The sequence below is a fragment of the Sessilibacter sp. MAH3 genome (genome assembly GCF_054658275.1).
This window is the reverse complement of record NZ_BAAGIE010000037.1, coordinates 15,013-36,124: the sequence shown is the minus strand read 5'-3', so window position 1 is coordinate 36,124 and position 21,112 is coordinate 15,013. Positions and strand designations below refer to the sequence as shown.

Annotated in this window: 15 protein-coding genes; 6 read left to right on the top strand and 9 right to left on the bottom strand. The window is 39.9% G+C overall.

Annotation, left to right across the window (positions count from 1 at the left end):
- Positions 1-171: 171 nt before the first annotated feature.
- Positions 172-498: a hypothetical protein gene (locus tag ACYQ2C_RS16945; RefSeq protein ID WP_460052039.1), complete on the top strand. Its 327-nt coding sequence runs from the start codon at positions 172-174 to the stop codon at positions 496-498.
- Between the two features lie 65 nt (positions 499-563).
- Here ACYQ2C_RS16945 and ACYQ2C_RS16940 read toward each other — a convergent pair whose 3' ends face one another.
- Both ACYQ2C_RS16940 and ACYQ2C_RS16935 read right to left on the bottom strand, forming a co-directional pair.
- Positions 564-890, bottom strand: coding sequence for a hypothetical protein (locus ACYQ2C_RS16940; protein ID WP_460052037.1), 327 nt, complete (start codon positions 888-890; stop codon positions 564-566).
- Between the two features lie 682 nt (positions 891-1,572).
- The gene (locus ACYQ2C_RS16935) at positions 1,573-2,220 is read right to left on the bottom strand and encodes a helix-turn-helix domain-containing protein (RefSeq protein ID WP_460052036.1); all 648 of its coding nucleotides are present in this window, start codon (positions 2,218-2,220) and stop codon (positions 1,573-1,575) included.
- A gap of 121 nt (positions 2,221-2,341) precedes the next feature.
- Here ACYQ2C_RS16935 and ACYQ2C_RS16930 point away from each other — a divergent pair, with 121 nt between their 5' ends.
- Positions 2,342-2,632 (top strand): YdaS family helix-turn-helix protein, encoded by a 291-nt coding sequence (locus ACYQ2C_RS16930; protein WP_460052035.1) that lies wholly within the window; start codon positions 2,342-2,344, stop codon positions 2,630-2,632.
- A gap of 86 nt (positions 2,633-2,718) precedes the next feature.
- Here ACYQ2C_RS16930 and ACYQ2C_RS16925 read toward each other — a convergent pair whose 3' ends face one another.
- Positions 2,719-5,295: a type IV pilus assembly protein FimV gene (locus tag ACYQ2C_RS16925; protein WP_460104290.1), complete on the bottom strand. Its 2,577-nt coding sequence runs from the start codon at positions 5,293-5,295 to the stop codon at positions 2,719-2,721.
- An 828-nt stretch (positions 5,296-6,123) separates the two neighbouring features.
- Complete coding sequence (gene gltX / locus ACYQ2C_RS16920) at positions 6,124-7,611, bottom strand: glutamate--tRNA ligase (RefSeq protein ID WP_460104291.1); 1,488 nt, start codon at positions 7,609-7,611, stop codon at positions 6,124-6,126.
- Between the two features lie 369 nt (positions 7,612-7,980).
- Here gltX and ACYQ2C_RS16915 point away from each other — a divergent pair, with 369 nt between their 5' ends.
- On the top strand, positions 7,981-9,939 hold the full coding sequence (locus tag ACYQ2C_RS16915; protein WP_460052031.1) for a VacB/RNase II family 3'-5' exoribonuclease: 1,959 nt from the start codon (positions 7,981-7,983) through the stop codon (positions 9,937-9,939).
- A 232-nt stretch (positions 9,940-10,171) separates the two neighbouring features.
- Positions 10,172-11,227: an NAD-dependent epimerase/dehydratase family protein gene (locus ACYQ2C_RS16910; protein ID WP_460104292.1), complete on the top strand. Its 1,056-nt coding sequence runs from the start codon at positions 10,172-10,174 to the stop codon at positions 11,225-11,227.
- 250 nt (positions 11,228-11,477) lie between these two features.
- On the opposite strand, the gene ACYQ2C_RS16905 is transcribed toward ACYQ2C_RS16910, so the two are convergent.
- Both ACYQ2C_RS16905 and ACYQ2C_RS16900 read right to left on the bottom strand, forming a co-directional pair.
- Positions 11,478-12,188 (bottom strand): sensor histidine kinase, encoded by a 711-nt coding sequence (locus tag ACYQ2C_RS16905; RefSeq protein WP_460104294.1) that lies wholly within the window; start codon positions 12,186-12,188, stop codon positions 11,478-11,480.
- A 5-nt stretch (positions 12,189-12,193) separates the two neighbouring features.
- Positions 12,194-13,840: a response regulator gene (locus ACYQ2C_RS16900; RefSeq protein ID WP_460104296.1), complete on the bottom strand. Its 1,647-nt coding sequence runs from the start codon at positions 13,838-13,840 to the stop codon at positions 12,194-12,196.
- A gap of 177 nt (positions 13,841-14,017) precedes the next feature.
- Between ACYQ2C_RS16900 and cmoA the strand changes: the two genes are divergently transcribed.
- Both cmoA and cmoB read left to right on the top strand, forming a co-directional pair.
- A complete protein-coding gene (cmoA, locus tag ACYQ2C_RS16895) occupies positions 14,018-14,791 on the top strand; it encodes a carboxy-S-adenosyl-L-methionine synthase CmoA (protein ID WP_460104298.1) in 774 nt (257 codons plus the stop codon).
- Positions 14,792-14,800: 9 nt separating this feature from the next.
- Positions 14,801-15,772: a tRNA 5-methoxyuridine(34)/uridine 5-oxyacetic acid(34) synthase CmoB gene (gene cmoB / locus ACYQ2C_RS16890; protein WP_460104300.1), complete on the top strand. Its 972-nt coding sequence runs from the start codon at positions 14,801-14,803 to the stop codon at positions 15,770-15,772.
- Positions 15,773-16,078: 306 nt separating this feature from the next.
- Here the strand turns inward: cmoB and ACYQ2C_RS16885 are convergent, their stop codons facing one another.
- The 3 genes from ACYQ2C_RS16885 to ACYQ2C_RS16875 form a co-directional block, all read right to left on the bottom strand.
- Positions 16,079-17,971, bottom strand: coding sequence for a DUF885 domain-containing protein (locus ACYQ2C_RS16885; protein ID WP_460104301.1), 1,893 nt, complete (start codon positions 17,969-17,971; stop codon positions 16,079-16,081).
- A gap of 920 nt (positions 17,972-18,891) precedes the next feature.
- A complete protein-coding gene (locus tag ACYQ2C_RS16880; protein WP_460052019.1) occupies positions 18,892-19,371 on the bottom strand; it encodes a hypothetical protein in 480 nt (159 codons plus the stop codon).
- A gap of 983 nt (positions 19,372-20,354) precedes the next feature.
- Positions 20,355-20,894, bottom strand: coding sequence for a flavodoxin (locus tag ACYQ2C_RS16875; RefSeq protein ID WP_460104304.1), 540 nt, complete (start codon positions 20,892-20,894; stop codon positions 20,355-20,357).
- Between the last annotated feature and the right edge of the window lie 218 nt (positions 20,895-21,112).

Genomic DNA, 21,112 nt, shown 5'->3' with positions numbered 1-21,112 from the left:
TTTATATTAGATTATTCATTGATAAACGGTATTCTCAAATAATAATCTAAATATTTTTAGGTTAATCAGAGGTTCCTTAACAAATAATTTCAGTTTAGTAAAACTTTAGTTGATGCCCAATAAACTTTATATTTGTTATATTTATGCATTTAATTCAACAGGAATTATCCGATGAAACATCTAGCTCTATTTTCTTTAATTTTTTTATCTATAAACGCTTTTGCTGGAGGTACAACGACGTCTACAATTGACTTCATCCAAATAAATTCCACTGGTAGTTTGCAAAATAGAGCATTTATTAAGCTTCATACACCTGCAACCAATCAACCCGCCTGTGCGACTGATAATCGTTTTACTGTTGATTTAACAACCGATGCAGGCAAATCTATTTTTAGTTCAGTAATCGCAGCTAAAGCGTCTGATCGAGAGATGTTTATCGGCGGAACTGGTGGTTGTACAGAAGGTTTTGAAAATGTTTCTTATGTTCGTTTTTTATGATAGTTACTAAGCGGGTAACACCCGCTTTATTTTCATTAACAATTGTAACCTTCCCCATAACAGAATCATTGAAAATGCCTTGTCGATAGGTAGTGATCCATATAATAAGATAAAGCAGCCAATATCATGTAGAAGTTGATATCGGTTTTGTCGAAGGCGCAGGACATTACCATTAACGTTGCAGCTATGTCGCCGTCGTCTTCTGGTGTTTTTTGCCAAGCTTCTTCAATAAGATCGGACATGGTTAGGTCGAAAAAATCACCTAAATGATTTCGCATTTTATTTTCAATCATTTTTAAGTTGTTCGACATGTCTCTGCTTAATTTAAGATATTCTTCAACCGCGCCTGAAACGTAAGTATCTGATTCAGAATTTTTACAAACTGTTTCCATTATAGGTTCCTATCTGTAATTTTATTAATGTATTGCATTTAAATAAGGGAAATACAAAGCAGAAAATAATGTCATTAAGCCAATAATTGTGGAGTAATCTTGGCTGAACACTTTGATAATTTCGACCTTTTGATCTGGGTAATCAATTCGTCAAGGTCTAAGCATTCAAAAAATAAATTTTAGGAAACTCTGATTAACCCAGAGTTTCCGGTGACACAAGGATGTGTCGCCAATTTCAAGAACGGTAAGTGATTGAAATTGTGAAGAAATTGGAAATCGCATTTTCAATTTCTGCGCTCTGATTAAATCATCGATGAGTTAATCAGAGGTTCCTTTATTTTAAATGTGGTCGATGTTTGTAAATCATAATTCGTGATCAATATTATTTGATATCAATGTTATTAATTGAAGCTTTAATTGTGTTAATAAATATACAAATACCGCTGCAAACTATTTTTCGGCATTCTTATAATTATCTATTTATGTGATTGTTAATACGCTTTGGTAAACACATGTAAAAAAGCGAGCCAAAACTAGATCGTAACACGATGACCACAAGACTTAACCTTATAACTCATAATGTGGTTGCAAATAAATCATACTCGTAACGTTTAGTCAAATAGAATGAACACAATTGCGGTTTTGCACACAATTCTGTCGCCTATTTCTACTTGTTATTGGCCTATCGGCCGATCGGTGTGACGATTCCGACAATTACGCCAAGTATTTTGTGGGTATAAGGATTGTATTCTTGCTGCTCATCGCGGCCGGTTGGATCATCTAACCATACCGATTGGCCGTTAGGTGCTAAGACTTTTACGGTCGGCCCTTTTTCAGGAGCCGATACAATGGCCAGCGATTCTAGAGGTGTTAGGAAAGGAAGGTTTTGCCACTGGTTTTCAATTTTTGCTTTTGAATAATCAACAACCAATATTTGGCGAATTCGCGCGCCAAGTGGTTCGTTAAAGCTAACGATTCCGTTTGACGGCAAACCGAGTAATGAGCGCCCTTCTAGTAAATATTCCTGCAAATAGGACTCAATTTCGACAGAGTTACCGGCAATGAAGGCATCGATTTGATTCCAACGAATAATGGGAACACGTTCGTTACCATACTCACGTTTAGTCTCCGGCTCGCCTTTGCCGAGCGCCAACCATTCGGGATCGACGGATAATGATGACGCCAAGCTAAAGGTTGCACCTGAAACGCCGCGCTTGCAGCTTTCCATGGAGGAAATAGCCTGTTGAGAGACACCCGATTTGTCGGATAACTCATATTGAGATAATCCGCGCAGTTTTCGAGCGTATTTGAGTCGTTCGCCGTAGTTCATCGGCGTAATGTACTACTTTTAGAGTAATTCGACCAACCCTTAGTTAGCTTGACCTTTAAACCACAATATGGGTATTCTTATTCAATACTGTAACGTTTAAGAATCACACCAAGGAGGGTCAATGAGCAGATATGCGTTGGAAACAGCCATTTTAAAGGCTGGAGGCCAAACTCAATTGGCGAGAAAGATAAATCTTGCCATTGATTTAATGATTAAAAACGGTTGTTACAAAGACGAGCGACCACCGCTTAAAGTCAAACAAAACAATATATGGAAATGGTTAAACGATTACAAAGGACCCATTCCACCCGCCGAGTATGTTGTACCTATAGAATTTGCTGTGGGTATACCGCGAGAGAAACTTAGAAAAGATTTATATTTAACGATCATCGACACCAAGATAAAGTATTAATTTCACATCATTATTTACCCAAATTGTGGGGATAATATGTATTGAATACCGTATTTTATGACCAGTTATATTACTGAGTATTTTTATTAGCTGCCAAAACGTTGATCAAACTGAAGCAGCCTAACCCCTAACTGATCAATATCATCGCCTTGGTATTGCTCCAGCAATAGTTCGTAAAGGGTTTGTGCTTTATCCCGTTTATTAATGGCTAAATAAAAATCGATTTCTTTCATTAGAGCAGTTTTTACCTTGTCACTCAATGAATCTCCATCAATTTCAAGCAAGTCATTTTCTGGAGAAATATCGTCACCAAAAGAATAAAATTCGTTAGCTTTTTTATCTTCTACGCGTATAGCGTTTTTTTCGCTACAAATGAGTTGATCTAAATCATCGAGGCCTTGCAGCGATTCAGAACAGTCTAAATGCTCTGCAATCATGTCGGAATCATCGAGGTATTTAATCGTTAAATTGTCATCGATAGTTAATTCCGCTGTTTCCTTTATTTCTTTTAAGTCTTGCCTATCTTTTGATGCAGATTTTGCTTCTTGACCGGCTAACGCCAGTTCATCCAACAGTTCTTGATCAAGTTGAAACTCTGGGCCGTCGATCTCTTCCAAATTCATTAAATTTTTGGGCAGAGAGTCTGCATTAATGATCAACTCTTCTTCGGGAAGAAGCGCTTCTAGCTCATCGAGGTTTGTATCAATAGTATCGACGACATTGTCTTTAAATGTGCTCGCGTTGGCTTTTTTCTTTTGTGATTCTTCATCCAACTTCTGCTTTTTGATGAAATCTCTGGTAACGTTGATTTTTTGCAGAGGATCATAATCGTTAAAAACATCTGCTGGAAACTTTTCGGAGTGAAATGGAATCAGCTTTTCGGCAGATACCGCTTCTATCTCACCCAAGTTATAATTGCCTGATAATTTTTCAGCTCGCATTTTTTCCGAAGTTTTATCTGCAAAAAAAGTATTACTAGCAAAGCTTGTATTGTTAGCTATTGAGGATTTTTCAAAAGTATTCTTTGGTGTGGTCTGAGTATTATCACCCGTCTGCTTAGATTCTATGCAGTTCGAATTTACATGAGGCGTGTCGGAAGTCGGCGAATTTTTTACGTAATGCTCTGCCTGCTCGGTATATTTTTTTTCCTCTGTAATTGAAGTCGAATTTTCCAAATTCGCTAAATTAATGCCAACGTCTGAATGACTAATTTCTTCTATTATTGGGTTTTGTGCATCTGAGTTGTTGTCTTGCGCAATTTCGTTCGGGCGCTTCCTTTTTAAAAATAATATTGCCGACAACATAAACACCAGAGAAGCCACGGCAAAAAAATACCAACCCGATAAATACCATTGATTTTGTTCGCTCTCGGTCACTGAGCCGTTATTGTTTGCGGGTAAATTCAACCTATTTAATGTTGACGAACTTTCTGTTTGCACGTTATTAGCTACAGATATTGCATCTTCACTAGAAACACTTGTATCAACAGTCGCCCTTTGCTGAAAACTTGCTATTTGTTGCTCTTGTAATGCTAAAACCCGTTCCAGCAATTCTTTCATACCGCCATTTTCAATGAGTTCAATACGTTGACGATAATAATCGTTTTCCCGTGTTAGTCGGGCAATTTCTTCTGCGGCAGAATCTATTTGGCTTTGTAAACGCAAAATTCGTTCGGCGGTGGACTCTGAGTTATTTGTGTTCAGCCGCGAATCTTTATCTTCAATTAACGCATAAACATCTTGCTCGCTTTTGGCCGATAATCTTACCCGAGATTCAATAGCGGAAGTATTAAGTGCTGCGATATCAGTATTATTATTCTCTTGCGAGACTATTTTTTTGGCAGCTTGAGTTTCAACTATCGAACGTCGAGTTAGGCCAGCAACGTCTTTTTCACCAGATGCGTGAATATCAACTGGATAAAAATATTCAAGCTTTGGCAAATTAAGTGTTGTACCAACAGACAATGTTGATGGATCGCCATTAATAAAAGCTTGTGGATTGTTCTCTATCAGCCATTGGCTTGCACGTAAGGTTAAACTTTGGCTGGATTTTTCAGTGTAACGCCCCCAATTGCGAGCAATTAAGCTAACAGTATCACCGGGACGAACAACGTAACTATCTTGAAAATCCGAATAATTCTCGGTGTTTTTTGTATCATTAATTTTCGTTGAATTATTGCCAGTATTAGCCGTTTTATCGCTTTGGATTTCAGCGGTGTTGTTTGCAAGATTAGTTTCTATCGATACGTTAGGTGTCTCGGGTAATACCGTGTAAACGCGATAAACATTACCATTGGGCCAAGCCAACTCTATGGCAAATTCTATGAAAGGTTCACGAATAATTTGTTTGGATTGTAAATAGACCTCAACCGAATTGATATTAGGTTTTAATTCTACCGACAAAGGAAAATACTGATAGATTTCGGACAAACCCAGTTGCTGCGCTTCTCTGAGCGTTAGTTGCCTGACTTGTATATCATCAATATCAACATCATTACCAATTAATGTAATAGAAGCTTGTAACGATTTGCCAAGTTCCGCTTTGGCATTTATATCACCTAAGCCTAATGCATAAACCTGTGAACTGCCAGCGAGTGTCGCATACACCAATAAGCGTTTACTTATAAAAATAGCCTCTAATGTTAGCTCATTAGCAGACTTCAATTTTTTTTCGTTTACAGTTAAATCATATTGTGTCGAAGCTCTCTGTTTTTCTGTCAGGAAATACGTTTTTATAAAATGTGCTATCACTTGCTTTAGAAACACCAATAAAAAACCTTTGTTATGTCGATCAATCATTATTCGGAATGTATTTTTACGAAAAACTCTCTCAACCTGAACTACGGGTAACGCAAGGTTATATGGCTTAGAACCGAGCTTAATCAGGACTTGCTGTATTATTAACAATAGCAAAAGCTCTAAAAATAGCCGGACCAACAAAGATAAATTCTGTTTAGATCAATAGAATTTTGAATATAGAAATAAGTGTTATTAAAATTGGAAATTAAAACGACAGAAATACAGATTTTTAGGAATTTTATGTATAGGAAACCCTGATTAACTTAGAGTTTCTCGCGACACAAGGATGTGTCGCCAATTTCAAGAACGGTAAGTGATTGAAATTGTGAAGAAATTGGAAATCGCATTTTCAATTTCTGCCCTCTGATTAAATCATGGATGAGTTAATCAGAGGTTCCTATTGGTAACTCCAATTAACCTAGAGTACACAGTAACGCAGAGATGCGTCACCAAATTCAAGAACTGCTCGTGATTGAAATTGCGAAAAAATTGCAAATCACATCTTTAATTTCTGTCTTATGATTAAATCGTCGATGAGTTCATCAAAGATTTCTATTGATAGGAATTGGTGATAGGAACCGGCGAGTGATGAGAAGTTACAAAAGAAAAGTGGTTATAAAAACGCCGCCACAGCGGCAAGTTGGTCACTGTGGCGGCGATGCATTTTGTGTAGGTAATCGTTAAAACATTAGGTTACGGCAATGTGGCGTATTCTTTTTCGAGTTTTTTCAGTTGTTTTTTACCCAGTTCACCAGCAACAACATTAAGTGCATGTCGTAACCTTGCGCGCGACATGTCTGGACCAAGCAGAGTCATAGAATCAAACACCGAGAAAGACGCGGTGGTACCTGCGATGGCAATAAACAAAGGCGCTAAAAAGTCCTTCATTTTTATACCCATGGCATCGGCTAAACCTTTTAAGGTATTAAACAGTTCATCGCGTTCCCAAACACGCAGAGCCTCAAGCTTCCATAAGGCAAATTGCAATACGCGTTTTAGATCGTCTTCTTCAAGTTTTAATTCTTTAAAACTGTCACTGGTAATGGTCAATTGACCCGATGCCAAAAACGCGACCAGCGGCATAAAGTCGCTGAGGGTATTCATGCGTGTTTGCGCGTGTGGCAATACCTTTAATAGATTGTCTTGGTTTAACGCCCACTGTTGTAAACGTGATGCCAATTGCTCGGTTGAGAAGTTTTCGCGAATCCAAAGGCCGTTTAACCAGCTTAATTTGTCTACGTCGAAAATTGGCCCCCCCAAAGAAACGCGCGTTAAATCGAAGGCTTCCATCATTTCAGAAAGACTGAATTTTTCACGCTCATCGGGCATAGACCAGCCCATACGACCCAAATAATTCAGTAACGCTTCTGGTAAATATCCCATGCGTTGGTAATACCAAATGCTGGTTGGATTTTTACGCTTACTGAGTTTTGATTTATCGGGGTTACGCAATAGCGGTAAATGGCACAACGTTGGCATTTCCCAACCGAAGTATTGGTATAACAACTTATGTTTGGGTGCTGAGTTAATCCACTCTTCGCCACGGATAACGTGGGTAATTTCCATTAGATGGTCATCAACCACATTTGCCAAGTGATAAGTTGGTAAGCCGTCAGACTTCAACAAAACTTGGGCGTCGATTTGGCCCCAGTCTAACTCGATGGTGCCGCGCAACATGTCGTCGATTGGACATGGGCCGATACCTTCTGGAACCATCATTCGCACCACATAGGGCATGCCTTCAGCTTCGCGACGTTGTACTTCTTCGTCGGATAGTTTCAGCTCGCTGGGTTTCAGTGCCGCAAAACCACCGGCTGCGCGTCGTGCTTCTCGCAGTTCGTCTAATTCTTCTGGGGTTCGGTAACAGCGAAACGCGTGTCCGGAGTCCAATAATTGTTGGGCGTATTTTTGATAAATTTCGCGACGTTCACTTTGACGATACGGGCCATGTGGGCCACCAACGTCTGGACCTTCATCCCAATCTAGACCCAACCAGCGTAGGCTATCAAATATTGCCTGTTCAGATTCTGAGGTTGAGCGAACCTGATCGGTGTCTTCAATACGCAGCAAAAATTGGCCGCCGTGGCTGCGAGCGAAACACAGATTGAATAGGGCGATGTAAGCGGTACCTACGTGCGGATCGCCAGTAGGAGAAGGTGCTATGCGAGTACGAACGGTCATGGAATAAGGGTTTCCTGAAACTCTAAACAGAATGAAATCGGTGATTATACGGGTGTCGTCAGAGAAGATTAAAGTGTGATCTGAACTTTCGTAAATTTGCCGTAAATTTGCCGTAAATTTAATCGGTTTATGACACTTTTACGAACGTCTTTTGCACAATTATTAAAGCGACTGCGTTTTGCATGGATTGTATTAATCTTCAGCAATTCGAGCTGATTTTAGTAAAGATTCACTAAACCTGAGTTATTAACCGGGCGAAACGCCCTGTTTTCATGCTTCGATTTTGGTATTATGCGCGCAAAATTTAACGCCAGAGAATATGCCCCAGCGCTATAACTCCTTATTTCACCTCAACGAAAAGCAATCCCAATGTTAAATTCCGATGCTCTTAATCAACTGTCTCAACTAAAGCACAGTATTCGCGCCGCTAAAAACCTGGCTCAAGGTACTGTAAGAGGAACAAAAGGCCGATACGGATTTGTTGTACTTGATGACGAACGCGAAGCCTTCCTCGACCCAGACCAAATGAATCGTGTCTTCCCCGGTGACCGAGTAGAAGTTGATTTAAGCACCAATGATAAAGACCAATTGGAAGCACAGCTTGAGAAGTTGATTAAGTCGGAGTTAAAAGAGTTTGTTGGTACTTATTTAGAAAAAGGTAAAGGCCATTTTGTTGTACCCGATGTGCCCTTCTTCAGCCGTTGGGTGTTCTTACCGCCGAAAGGTCGCGGTAAAGCTAAAAACGACGATTATGTGCGTTGTAAAATTACTCACCACCCATTTGAGGATGGTAAAGCACAGGCCAAGGTTATCGAACATATTGGCAGTCGTGACGACCAAAGTATTGAACGAACTTACATTATTAATAAGTTTCAATTGCGTGACACTTGGAACGAAGCCCACCTTAAACAGTTAGAAAGTCTAAAAGAAAACCCGCAACCATTTGATTTGCAAGAGCCACAACGCGTAGATTTAACGCACATTCCATTTGTTACCATCGATTCTGAATCAACCAAAGACATGGACGATGCGCTATTTGCAGAAACTACGGAATCCGGTTGGAAGCTAGTGGTTGCTATTGCTGATCCGAGTTCGGGTATCAATTTGGAGAGTCCACTGGGCCAAGAAGCCTTAGCGCGTGGGCAAACCATTTATTTCCCCGGTAATTCGGCGCCGATGATTCCCAACGAATTATCAGAAGACAGTTATTCGCTGGTAGCCCAAGAAAATCGTCCAGCACTGGTAATTACTTTGGCCATTAATTCCGACGGCAGTGTCGATAATTACGAATTCGCTGTAGCAACCATTCGCTCACACGCAAAGCTCAGTTATGACTTTGTCAGTAGCATTTTGGACGGCGCTGAAGAAGCGAACGACCTTAGCGATGAAGTTAAAGTATCTTTATCTCTTCTAAAGTCAGTTGCGAATGCTCGATTTGAATATCGCCAAAAAAATGCCTTAGTCATGGAAGAGCGCCCAGACTACGAATACAAATTAAATGAAGCTGGAAAAATAAGCGATATTATTCGTGTCGATCGCAACAGCGCGCAAAAAGTGGTTGAAGAGGCCATGTTGGTGACCAACGTTGTAGCTGGACAATATTTAGAACAACACAACCTTGCTGGGCTGTTCTCAACACACGCAGGTTTTAGAGAAGATCGTCTACAACAAGTGAATAAGCTGTTGGCTTCAGATCTGGGTGAAGATGCAGACATTGGCGATATTCAATCGCTTGCAAGCTACCAAAAATTAATCTCTGATTTGCAACATCAAGACGACAAATCCACCTTGTTAGCTGTGTTAAAGCGTCAATTGCGTCCGAGCGAATTAAGCTTTGAAGTTAAACCGCACCTAGGTTTAGGTTTTAGCCACTACGCCAATATTACTTCGCCTATTCGTCGTTTTAACGATCTTTACAACCACATTATTATTAAGAACTCCTTAGGTTTCTATAAAGCCGAGTCCATCAACGAAGCGCAATTAACAACCCTAAAAGAACAAAACAGCGAAGGTCGCTATGCCTGTCGTCAATTAGAGCAATGGTTAATTTGCCAATACATGAACAATTTTGTCGGCCAAGAATTTGAAGGACAAGTATCTATGATCACCAGTCAAGGTGTTGGTGTTCGACTGAACAAAAATGGTGTTGAAACATTTGTACAATTGCGCGATCGCAAAGACAAAGAACAAAAAATAGAATTTAATCCCGATCGTCTAACATTAAAAGTTGAAGATCAAGAATTTGTATTTGATCAGTTAATTACTGTAAAAATTACTAACGTCGATGTAGAGCGTCGCCAAATTGCCAGCACTCTCGTTACTGCGTAATCAAATAACTGAATACTAAAGGGCCTTACGGCCCTTTTTTTTATTGTATGGAATAATATCTCTAGTAAACTCCAATTGGCTTATGCCTAATGAGATCGACGGGCAGATATTAAAGGTACGGTTTTTTTAAGTTCTCTATAATTTCAATAAAAGAGAACTCTGATTAAATCGTGGATGAGTTAATCAGAGCGTCCAAACGTCTGCCAGTACTATTCAATAAACGAGACCTGCCATGACACACATTAATAATAACAGCCCTATTCTTGTCACTGGCGCTACCGGATATGTTGCCGGGCATCTAGTAAAAAAACTACTAGCAAAAGGACACACCGTTCACGCAGCCGTTAGAGATCCAGAAAACCCAGAGAAGCTTAAATACCTTAACGAAATTGCCGCACAAACCAGCGGCAACATTGTGTATTTTAAAGCAGATTTATTAAAACCGGGATCTTATGCTCAGGCTATGAAAGGCTGCGAACTGGTGTATCACACAGCCTCGCCTTTTATGTTGAAAGTTAACAATCCCAAACGGGATCTTATCGAACCGGCATTATTAGGAACACGTAATGTTTTAGAAGAAGCTAATTACACAGAAAGTGTAAAACGCGTTGTTGTTACCAGCAGTTGCGCGGCTATTTACGGTGATAATATCGATTTACAAACCATTCCCAACAAAACACTCACCGAAGAACATTGGAACACCACGGCATCAGAATCTCATAATCCTTACGCCTACTCAAAAACACTGGCAGAGCGAGAAGCGTGGAAAATTGCCAAGGCTCAATCGCGCTGGGATTTGATAACCGTTAATCCGTCGTTAGTTATTGGCCCAGGAATAAATCCGAATGCCACCTCAGAAAGTTTTAATATCATCAAACAACTGGGCGCCGGTAAATTAAAATCCGGTGCACCCAAGTGGGGTTTGGGTTTGATCGACGTTAGAGATGTTGCCGAAATTCACCTTCAAGCCGGCTTCACGCCATCAGCTCATGGACGTTACATCGCTTGTGCCTACAGCACCGACACCTACGCCATGACACGATTATTACTGGAGAAATACGGTACACGTTATCCAATTCCAAAATCGTGTTTACCAAAATGGTTATTATGGTTAGTTGGGCCTATAGTGGATAACACATTAACGCGAGAAATGATCAGTAAAAATGTAGATTATCCTTGGCAGGCGGATAACAGCAAGGCTACAAAGGCTTTTAACATAAATTATCGCGACCTAAAAACATCGCTGGAAGAATTTTTTCAACAAGCCATTGATAGTAAGCTTTTCTGAGGGTATGAAATTGCTATTAAACCGGATTTATCATCCTCGCAAGGCAGTGTTGTAAATCAAGCTCTAAGAATATTATGGAAACTCTGATTAACTTAGAGTTTCCCACGACACAAGCATGTGTCGTCAATTTTAAGAACGGTAGGTGATTGAAATTGTAAAGATATTGGAAATCGCACTGTCAATTTCTGTCGTCGGATTAAATCATGGATGAATTAATCAGAGGTTCTCTTAAATATATTGCGTATAAAACCTACATAGGCAAATACAACGAAAATAATCCGCCGCTGAGCATTTCGCTGTTGGTTAATTTAATATAGCCAACACTCCCATTGTGACGGTGCATAGCGGCAATTTTCTCGGCAAAATAAATCCCCAAATGGGTACGATCAAGAGAATCCTTTTCGAAAACGTTTTCGCGATCACTGTGCAATAGTTTTTCGGGAAATCCTGAACCGTTATCGGCAACGTAAATGTGCAAATAGCCTTGAATGGCTTCGGCGCCAACCAAAATTTCATTTTTTGTGTATCGACATGCATTGATCAGTGCATCGTTGATAATACTTGCCACCAGATCAACATCTAAAAAACCTGTTAAATCTGCTTCGCACACTATTTGAGCGTGTATGTTTTCGGAATCAATTAAATTTTGATTTCTAAGAACTTGTTCCTCTAATAATTCAGCAATAAAGCAATTATCAATGTGTATTGGTAAGCGATTATGCTGCAACCGATACACTGACAATATTTTCACCAAATCTACATTAATTCTTGAGGCTTCGTATTGCACGGTTGCGAGTTGTTTTTTTAACTCCACGGGTAATGTCTGCTTATCGTAAGAAAAAATTTCATCTAACGACGCCATCAACATTCCCATGGAATTTTTCATATCATGCACGCTGACTGCAAGCGCTAATGAAAAATCTGCCTCAGTGCTAGCATCAGAGTTGGCCTTTACATTCATAGTCATTAAACCGGTTTTTTATCGAATAAACGTAACTGATGAATTTCGTTTTCTAAGGCTCTTAAGCGATCAAATTGAGCGTCAGATTTAGAGATCCGAGTTCTAACTTTAGATAACGATTTTTCAATATCTTCTACGTATTCTTGACGCACACCATGATGCTTTACATCTTCAACCATAACCTGAATTAAGTTGAGATTTACGCCGATGTGATTGGGTGATAAACGTCGAGCTTGCAAAAATTGTTGAATAGCAGTGGGATATTCTTTTGCTTGATAAGCTTCGATGCCGCGACGGTTAATTTCAGCGATGTAGCGAGTATTTTTCTTGCTAACAGGATCATCCAACAAGTCATCAATTTTTGCGAGAGCGTCGTCGTCTTTCGCGTATTTTTTCACAAGAAAATTAAGTTTCTCAGTTGCTTTTTGTTTTTCAGAAGTTGCTTTTAACGCTCGAACATACTCAAGTTCAAAGTCTAGTGAAACATCTTCTTCTGCCACTGTTGCAATTAACATTTCAGACTCTTGAACCAAATTATTTGCCTCAGTCATCTTATTTTGGGCGCTATTTAATTGTGCTAATACACAATTGGTAGTGGCGTGTTGAAGATTATCAATTTTTAATTGACCGATTTTATTCATTAAATATTTTTGCGAATCTTCACAAAAATCTTCGCTAGATTCTGTTACTTGTTGTGCGTATTTCACCGCATTTTGAGAATACAAAACAAATTGATTTAAATCTGAATAAACCGAATTTTGTGCTAATCGCACCACCCGTTTACCCGTTTGAGCGGCAACCAGATAATCATGATTGTCGGATGCAACCTCTAATAATTTCTGCTGTCGCAATAACGCCAGTGGTGATATCTGTACAGCTTTTTGCAAAACTTCTTGTTGCTTAAGAAATTGCTCTTGCGATTCATAAAGGTTGGATAAAAAATCGTAACCTCGCATAAAGAAAGGATTGACCTGTAAAAAATCGCCAATTTTTTTCTCGGCGATATCACCCTCACCTTTGGCCATATTCACTTTACTTAAGCCTAATATGGCCCAGTCTAACTCTCTTTGCGCCAACACGGATTGGTAGAGATGATGAGCCTCATCTAAATCTCCAGCGTTGATTAAAGCTTCACCCAACATTTTTTGGCAAATGGGCGAATACTGGCCTTTTTTGCGAATATGTTCCTTACAAAACTCAATGACCGCTGACGAATCTTCCGACTCAAGCGCTTGATACAACGGCGATAGCAAAAATCGTTGCTGTAATATTTTACTGAGCCGTTGTTGCAGGCTCTTGGCGGTAACGGGCTTAGTAAGGTACGCATCAGGCTCAACATCGGCTGCGGCTAAGACAACATTTTTGGTATTTTCGGCCGAGACCAGCATAAAAGCCTGCTGATGATGCAGAATTTTATGAAAACGCAGGGCCTCCAACACTTGCAAACCGGTTTTCCCGGCACCCAAATTGTAATCGGCGATAATCGCTTTGTAGTTACGTGAACGGCACATGCGAATGGCACTTTCACCGGTGTTAGCGGTGTCAATTTGCGCAGCTCCCAAGCTATCGAGCATACGCATTAACGCAAAGCGGAATCCCTCGAAGTCATCAACGATCAAAATATCAAGCGGGCCGTCGGATTTTATTGGCATATCAATACAGTCTAAGCAAATAGGTTTCAGTACAAGTTTAGTCTCGACTTAACAATTCGGTAGAATTCAATCACGCTAGAATGACAACCGGTTCACATGCCACTGGCGAGCGGATGTCTAAAACATTAGAATTCCGCCATTTATTAACTCAGACAGACATAATTGCACTGGAAATCAATGCCAAACGATCACGTTCAAGATCCCGACAATCGCGCGAACACAGATACCGTTTTCGCCAATCCGATGGCGGCTATCGATAAGTTTGCGTTCAATAAGGCTGTTGTTGACGTATTTCCTGACATGATCAAGCGCTCAGTGCCTGGTTATTTAACAATTATCGGCATGATTGGCGATCTCACCAGTCGATATGTGCAAGCAAATTCAAATTGCTACGATCTGGGTTGTTCTCTAGCGGCAGCCACGTTGGCCATACGACAAAATATTGGTGAGCGGGGCTGCGAAATTATCGCTGTCGATAATTCACAAGCGATGATTGAACGTGCCCAAAAGATGATGGCCAGAGACCACAGTGCTACGCCTGTGACATTGGTGTGTGACGATATTAATGGTATCGAAATAAAAAACGCGTCGATCGTTGTTTTGAACTTTACCTTGCAATTTATTCCGGTACAGCAGCGCGATAAATTACTCGCCAACATTTATCAGGGTTTAAATCCCGGTGGCGTATTAATTTTATCGGAAAAAATTGCCTTTGAAGATCAGCGTCACAACCAGTTGATGATTGATCTATATCACGATTTTAAACGCGCTAATGGTTACAGCGATTTAGAAATTTCTCAAAAACGCGAGGCGCTGGAAAACGTATTAATTCCTGAGACATTAAGCCAACATCGCCAACGACTTAAAAGCTCGGGCTTTGATGATGCTGACGTTTGGTTTCAGTGTTTTAACTTTGCCTCAATGATTGCACAAAAAACGACTCATTTATAAACACGACTCATGCTTGAACACTACCAAGATTTAATTAACGAACTGCAAAATACAGAACTGCAAGCTTGGGCCGATGTAATTGCCGAACAAGTTGCCAGCGGCTTAAGTGAACAACGTTTTGGTGATCTCACTGAATGGAAAAAGGCTTTGTACGCCTTACCAAAAGTTAGTAGCGAATTTACTGATTTAAAAAACGGTGTATTTATTGGTGAAAATGGTGATTGCTCGCCAGAAATTCAACAAGAAATTCACGATCGTTTAGCGGATTTAATTCCTTGGCGTAAAGGCCCTTTTCACGTCCACGGTACACACATAGATACCGAATGGCGCTCTGATTGGAAGTGGGATCGTGTATTGCCACACATATTACCGTTGAAGAATAAAACGGTGTTGGATGTGGGTTGTGGCAGCGGTTATCACTGTTGGAGGATGTATGGCGAGGGCGCAAAACGTGTCATTGGCATTGATCCCTCACCGCGATTTGTGGTGCAGTTTGAAATGATCAAACATTTTATCGGCAAAGTTCCGGTACATGTTTTACCCATACCTATGGAAGCCGTACCCAGTGAATTAAATGCGTTTGACACCGTATTTAGTATGGGTGTTTTATATCATCGCCGATCACCCTTCGATCATATAAAAGAATTACGAGATGCATTAAAAAACGGCGGGCAATTGGTTCTAGAAACATTAGTGGTTGATGGCGAATTCGGTTATAGCCTTGTGCCAGAAAAACGCTACGCCATGATGAACAATGTGTGGTTTATTCCCACGCCCGAAACCCTAGCCTCTTGGTTAAAGAAAATGGGCTTTAAATCAATTGAGCTGGTGGATTTGAATGAAACCAGTTTTGAAGAGCAACGCCAAACTCCGTGGATGAAATTCCATTCTTTGGAACAATTTTTAGACCCGAATGATCACAGTAAAACTGCAGAAGGACACCCTCGCCCCAAAAGAGCGGTTTTTACGGCGATTAAATAGCGTTAAAAAGACTCTGAATTAGTTAAAGGAAACTCTGATTAACCTAGAGTTTCTCGCGACACAAGGATGTGTCGTCAATTTCAAGAACTGTAAGTGATTGAAATTGTGAAGAAATTGGAAATCACATTTTCAATTTCTGTCCTCTGATTAAATCAAGGATGAGTTAATCAGAGGTTCCTAAAGTCGCCTTAACGAATTTTATATAAAAAAACCTCCAATTAACTTATTGGAGGTTTGAACTCTCAATACTTTTTATAGGAATCGTTAAGCATTGAGAGTTTTCATGTTAACAATTAAGAATAAAACCTAGGCTTTTTTCTGAGTTTCAATCCAAGTATCAACAATGTGCTCAAGTACCGATAAAGGTACCGCGCCACCACCTAGAACAACATCGTGAAACGCTTTAATATCGAATTTATCGCCTAACTTTGATTCGGCTTTGGCTCTAAGTTCTTGGATTTTTAACATACCAATTTTATAGCTGGTGGCTTGTCCGGGAATGACCAGATAACGGCGAACTTCCGATACGGCTTGTGCCTCCGTAATAGCGGAATTTGCCTTGAAATAATCAATGGCTTGTTGCTCTGTCCAGCCTTTTGCGTGTAATCCGGTATCAACAACCAATCGAATAGCGCGCCACATTTCTGAGCCAATACGGCCAAAATTAGACAAGGCATCGGCGTAGGTGCCGGGCATTTCGGTGGCTAATTTCTCAGAATACAGTGCCCAGCCTTCGGTGTAGGCGGTAAAGCCAGTTTGAGTTCTAAACACTGGAATATCGGTAAGCTCTTGGGCAATGGCAATTTGCATGTGATGACCCGGTAAGCCTTCGTGATAAGCAATAACTTCAAGCTCGCGTTTTGGCATTGCGGTCATATCGGATAAATGCGCGTAATAAACACCTGGGCGGCTACCGTCTGGCGTTGGTGGGAAATAATGCTGAGCAGCACCGTCTTTTTCGCGGAAAGATTCCACACGTTTTACCACCATATCGGCTTTTGGCAGAATGCCAAAGTATTCTGGCAGTAACGATTTTATATTGTCGATGGCAGCGGTTGCGTCGTCTAGATAACCTTGGCGACCTTCATCTGTGTTTGGGTAATAAAGTCGTTCGTCGTCTTTGTTGGTGCGAAGAAATACAAAGAATTCGGCAAGAGAACCTTCAAAGCCAAATTCAGTTTTAACTTGTTCCATTTCTCCACGTAAACGTGCAACTTCTTTCAAGCCAATTTCGTGAATTTCATCAGACGTTAGATTGGTGGTTGTTTGGTTGGCCAATCGCTCGTTGTAGTAGGCTTTACCATTGGGTAATGCACCAACACCGTGGGCCTTTTCGCTGGCATTCACTCGATCTTTTTTCTGCCACGCAATTAAACGCTCGTAGGCAGGTTTAAAATCGTTGATCAGGTGTTGTTTGGCTTTTTCGGTTAATGAATCGGCAGTTTTTTGATCAATTTTTCCGTCTTCTAACAATTTATTAATGTTTGATTTAGCACTCGCCCAAACATCACTATCTTCGCCTTCGGTGAAAGGTGCGCCGGTAATAATCGCGGTAGATTCTTCAATAACAGCATCAAAGGCAAAATACGGTGGACGAACGCCTTTTTTCGCGACCTTCATTGAAAAATCGACTAGCTGATTTAACGCACGACCCGTTTCTTTTATTCGCGATACGTAGTTTTCCATATCTTCTTGCGATTGAACGGACTGGAAAGAAATCAAAATTTGCGGAAACAATGTATGAATGGCATTCATCTGTTCAAAGACATAGCTGTTGTCTGAAAACTTATCTTGAGCTAGGTTTTGCTCGGCTTGATACACCCAAATATCGTAAGAAACCTTGGCATCTGAACTTAATTTGTTGTAATCAAAGCTTGATTCAAGCTCAGCCAGATTGGCTTTGACTAGCTCTAGATTTTCTTCGAAAGCGGCCTCAGAGAAATCGTCGATCTCGCCTTGTCTTTCAGAGCGGCCTAAAAAGGTCAATCCAATTGGGCTACGGAGTATATTTTGCTCGAATTTTTCATCAAACCAAGCGTTAAGACGCTCACTCTCTTTTTTAATGACTTCGGCGTCATAAATTTGCGCTACTGCGGAACTGCTGTAATCGGTAGCGGCACTCTTATCGGGTGCGCCAGCACCTAGGGTGCAACCCATGAGAGATAACGTGGTTAACGCTGCTAATACACTGTATCGCATAAAATTTCCTATATTTTTTTGTCTGAACAGCACTTTATTGGAGAAAACTGAATCAATCAGAACCTCTTGCCGTGCTTTACAATAATCAATTGTTGTCGCTTGCGACTACCAAGACGAGTTATCTTGCGATTAGCCCAAATTACGGGCCAATACTAAGTAACATAACGCGCCATAAAAAATAGATACCTACAGATTTAAAGAAAGCTCTGATTAACTCAGAGATTCCAGCGATACAAAAATCCGTCGCCCATACCAAGAACTGTAAGCAACTGAAACCACGAAGTAATTGGAAATCGTACTTTCAATGTCTATCTTCTGCTTGAATCACGGATGATTTTATTAAAACCACCGCTATGACGAGAGTTTGAGAGAAATGGTTTATTCTAATAACATTAATTTACAATACTTTTTTGCCGCTATGACTTTGTGAAAACTGTGACTTTGCGAAAACTGTGACTTTGCGAAAATAATGCGCACAAGAGCGCGTAGAAATGACAATTTGGCAATAGAGATTTATATAAGCGCCTAATTTTTCCCACCTTCAGATGCGTATCATGAATAGTGTTTCTGTTTATTTTGGCTCAAATAACGTACTGCAAACCTTTGAACATATTCTATGAACAACTCCGATTAATCCCGAGTTTCAGCGGAACGCGAATGCATTGCCCATTCTTAGAATTGTAGGTAACGACAATTACCATGATCGAATCTTGGAGGCGTTAACCAGAAACACCCATAGAACTTGTAAGCCTGTTATTGGATTTCGGCACTGGAATTAAATGATCAACGCAATAAAGAAGATTTTATGCTTTTAGCAGAGCAGAAAATATTCCTCTTCTAAATTATGCATTTGATAGGTAATCAACACTTGCAACTCATTATTTTTAGCTGCATTTAAAAATGAGAAAGGAATAAATAATTTATGGATAAATATCGGGCTTTAAATACGACTCTAATCCCGTTTGTGGAAGAACTTGAAATTGCTTGAGCTTTTCCAAGCGTTCAGTCAGATTTTCGCAGGGTTTCATGTTAACGGCTTTTAGCTTTAGTACATAAGCACCTAGGCTGTTAAAAATCTCGTAATCGTCGATATGATTACTGGCAAATTGCCAATTAGGATAAACGCCGTAATAGACGGCCTCTAATCCATTGCTTTTAGTACGGCAGTATAAGGGTAGATTCGGAACGGTTTTAATAAATAAGCTTGCTTTTTCTGGACTTTCAAAGGCCGCTAATTGAATGGTATAGACTTCATCATAATAAGAGGCGTGTGCGCTGAAACTCAATAAGGTTGCAATCATGCATAAAAAGATTAAAACCGATTTTTTTGCCCGTTCAGACAAAGGTAACCACCAAGACCTGAATCTGCGGTGATTAAAAATCGGATTTTTATCAAACATAACCCTTCCCGAGCGACTATATTCAGCTAATTTCTTAAAATCGAACAAATAGATAAAATTTATATCAACTTATAACACAATACAAAAGCTGTGAACTTTATTAGTAATAAGAAATTTCAATAAGTGGAATTACGCGATATACGTATTTGTTTTGATTCATTCTATTTGAGCCAGTTACGGCGCCTTACTGGGTTGTTACCAGGCTGTTTTCGGTAATCATTCCCCTACTGTGCACTTAACGAAGATTACGCAATAAACCATAGTTTTTAAATCGTTAAACCATAGAATCACAAATTAAACTATAGGAACCGCTGATTAACTCATCCCTGATTTAATCAGAGGACAGAAATTGAAAATGCGATTTCCAATTTCTTCACAATTTCAATCACTTACAGTTCTTGAAATTGGCGACACATCCTTGTGTCGCTGGAAACTCTAGGTTAATCAGAGTTTCCTATAGATTCACGAGTTAAATCAGCCAAGTGCATTCAATAAAGAGTGCACTATGGTTTGGCTGATCTACGAATCCGGCCGGTTTCTGAAACGTTCAGGAGCTCCAACCATCGGGGAAAATAATCCCGAAAACAGTTGTTTTTCATCTAAGAGAAAAGATCTATTTCAACGCTGGTATTGAGGTGAAATAGCAAAAGAAATCCGTACGTTAAAAAATATCTGTAGAGAACCTTAATGAAAACCTTGGTAGAAGGCTCCGGTTCACTCAGAGATTTTCAATAGCATACACGCATGCCATCAATTTCAATCATGATCGGTTATTGAAATTGCGAAGCCTTATATAGCAAACTCTGGCAAACCTAGAATTTCCAGTGACACGGAGATGTGCCGCCAATTTCAAAAATGATAAGTGATTGAAATTGTGAAGAAATTGAAAATCGTATTGTCAATTTCTGACCTCTGATTAAATCATGGCTGAGTTAATCAGAGGTTCTTATAGGTAATTGATTTAGCCATCATCTAGATTAGTATCAACTCAAAAGATGTAAAGGACCTTTTAATTGAAAGTGTTCGGCAATAATTGCACACCAACGGTTAATACGATCGTTGGTTAGTTCTTCCTGCTGATCTTCGTCAATGGCTAAGCCAACAAATAAGTTTTGACCACTGATCTCAGCTTTAGAAGCATCAAATTCATAACCCTCAGTTGGCCATGAACCCACAATATCAGCGCCATGCTCAACGATCACGTCGTGTAGCATACCCATGGCGTCTAAAAAGTAGTCGCCATAACCAAATTGATCGCCCAAACCAAATAAAGCAACAGTTTTACCCGAAAAATCAATGGCTTCGAGATCAGACCAAAATTCTTCCCAATCGGATTGAATCTGACCAAAGTCCCAGGTGGAAATACCTAAGATTAGAAATGGATATTCTGCGAAATCTAACTGAGTAACATCGGCGATGTCGTGCACATCTACATTATCGATGCCCAGGCACTGCTGAATACGGTAAGCAACGTTTTCGGTGTTACCCTCGTCACTGCCAAAAAAAAGGCCAATTTTTGCCATCAAGTCCTCTCTGGGTAAAAACAGTTTTCGTCCGTTAAAGTCTACAGAAATGAAATAAATCAAAAACGGAGGAAGAATTATACGAAACTTTTAGAGTATTCAGCCACAGCCGCTAAACTTAGTATTAATAAAACGAAAATTAACTTGAATTTTTGATCACAATTGTCTTTTAAAAAAGGTACTGATAAAACTGACATCTCAGATACTTTTTTGATATA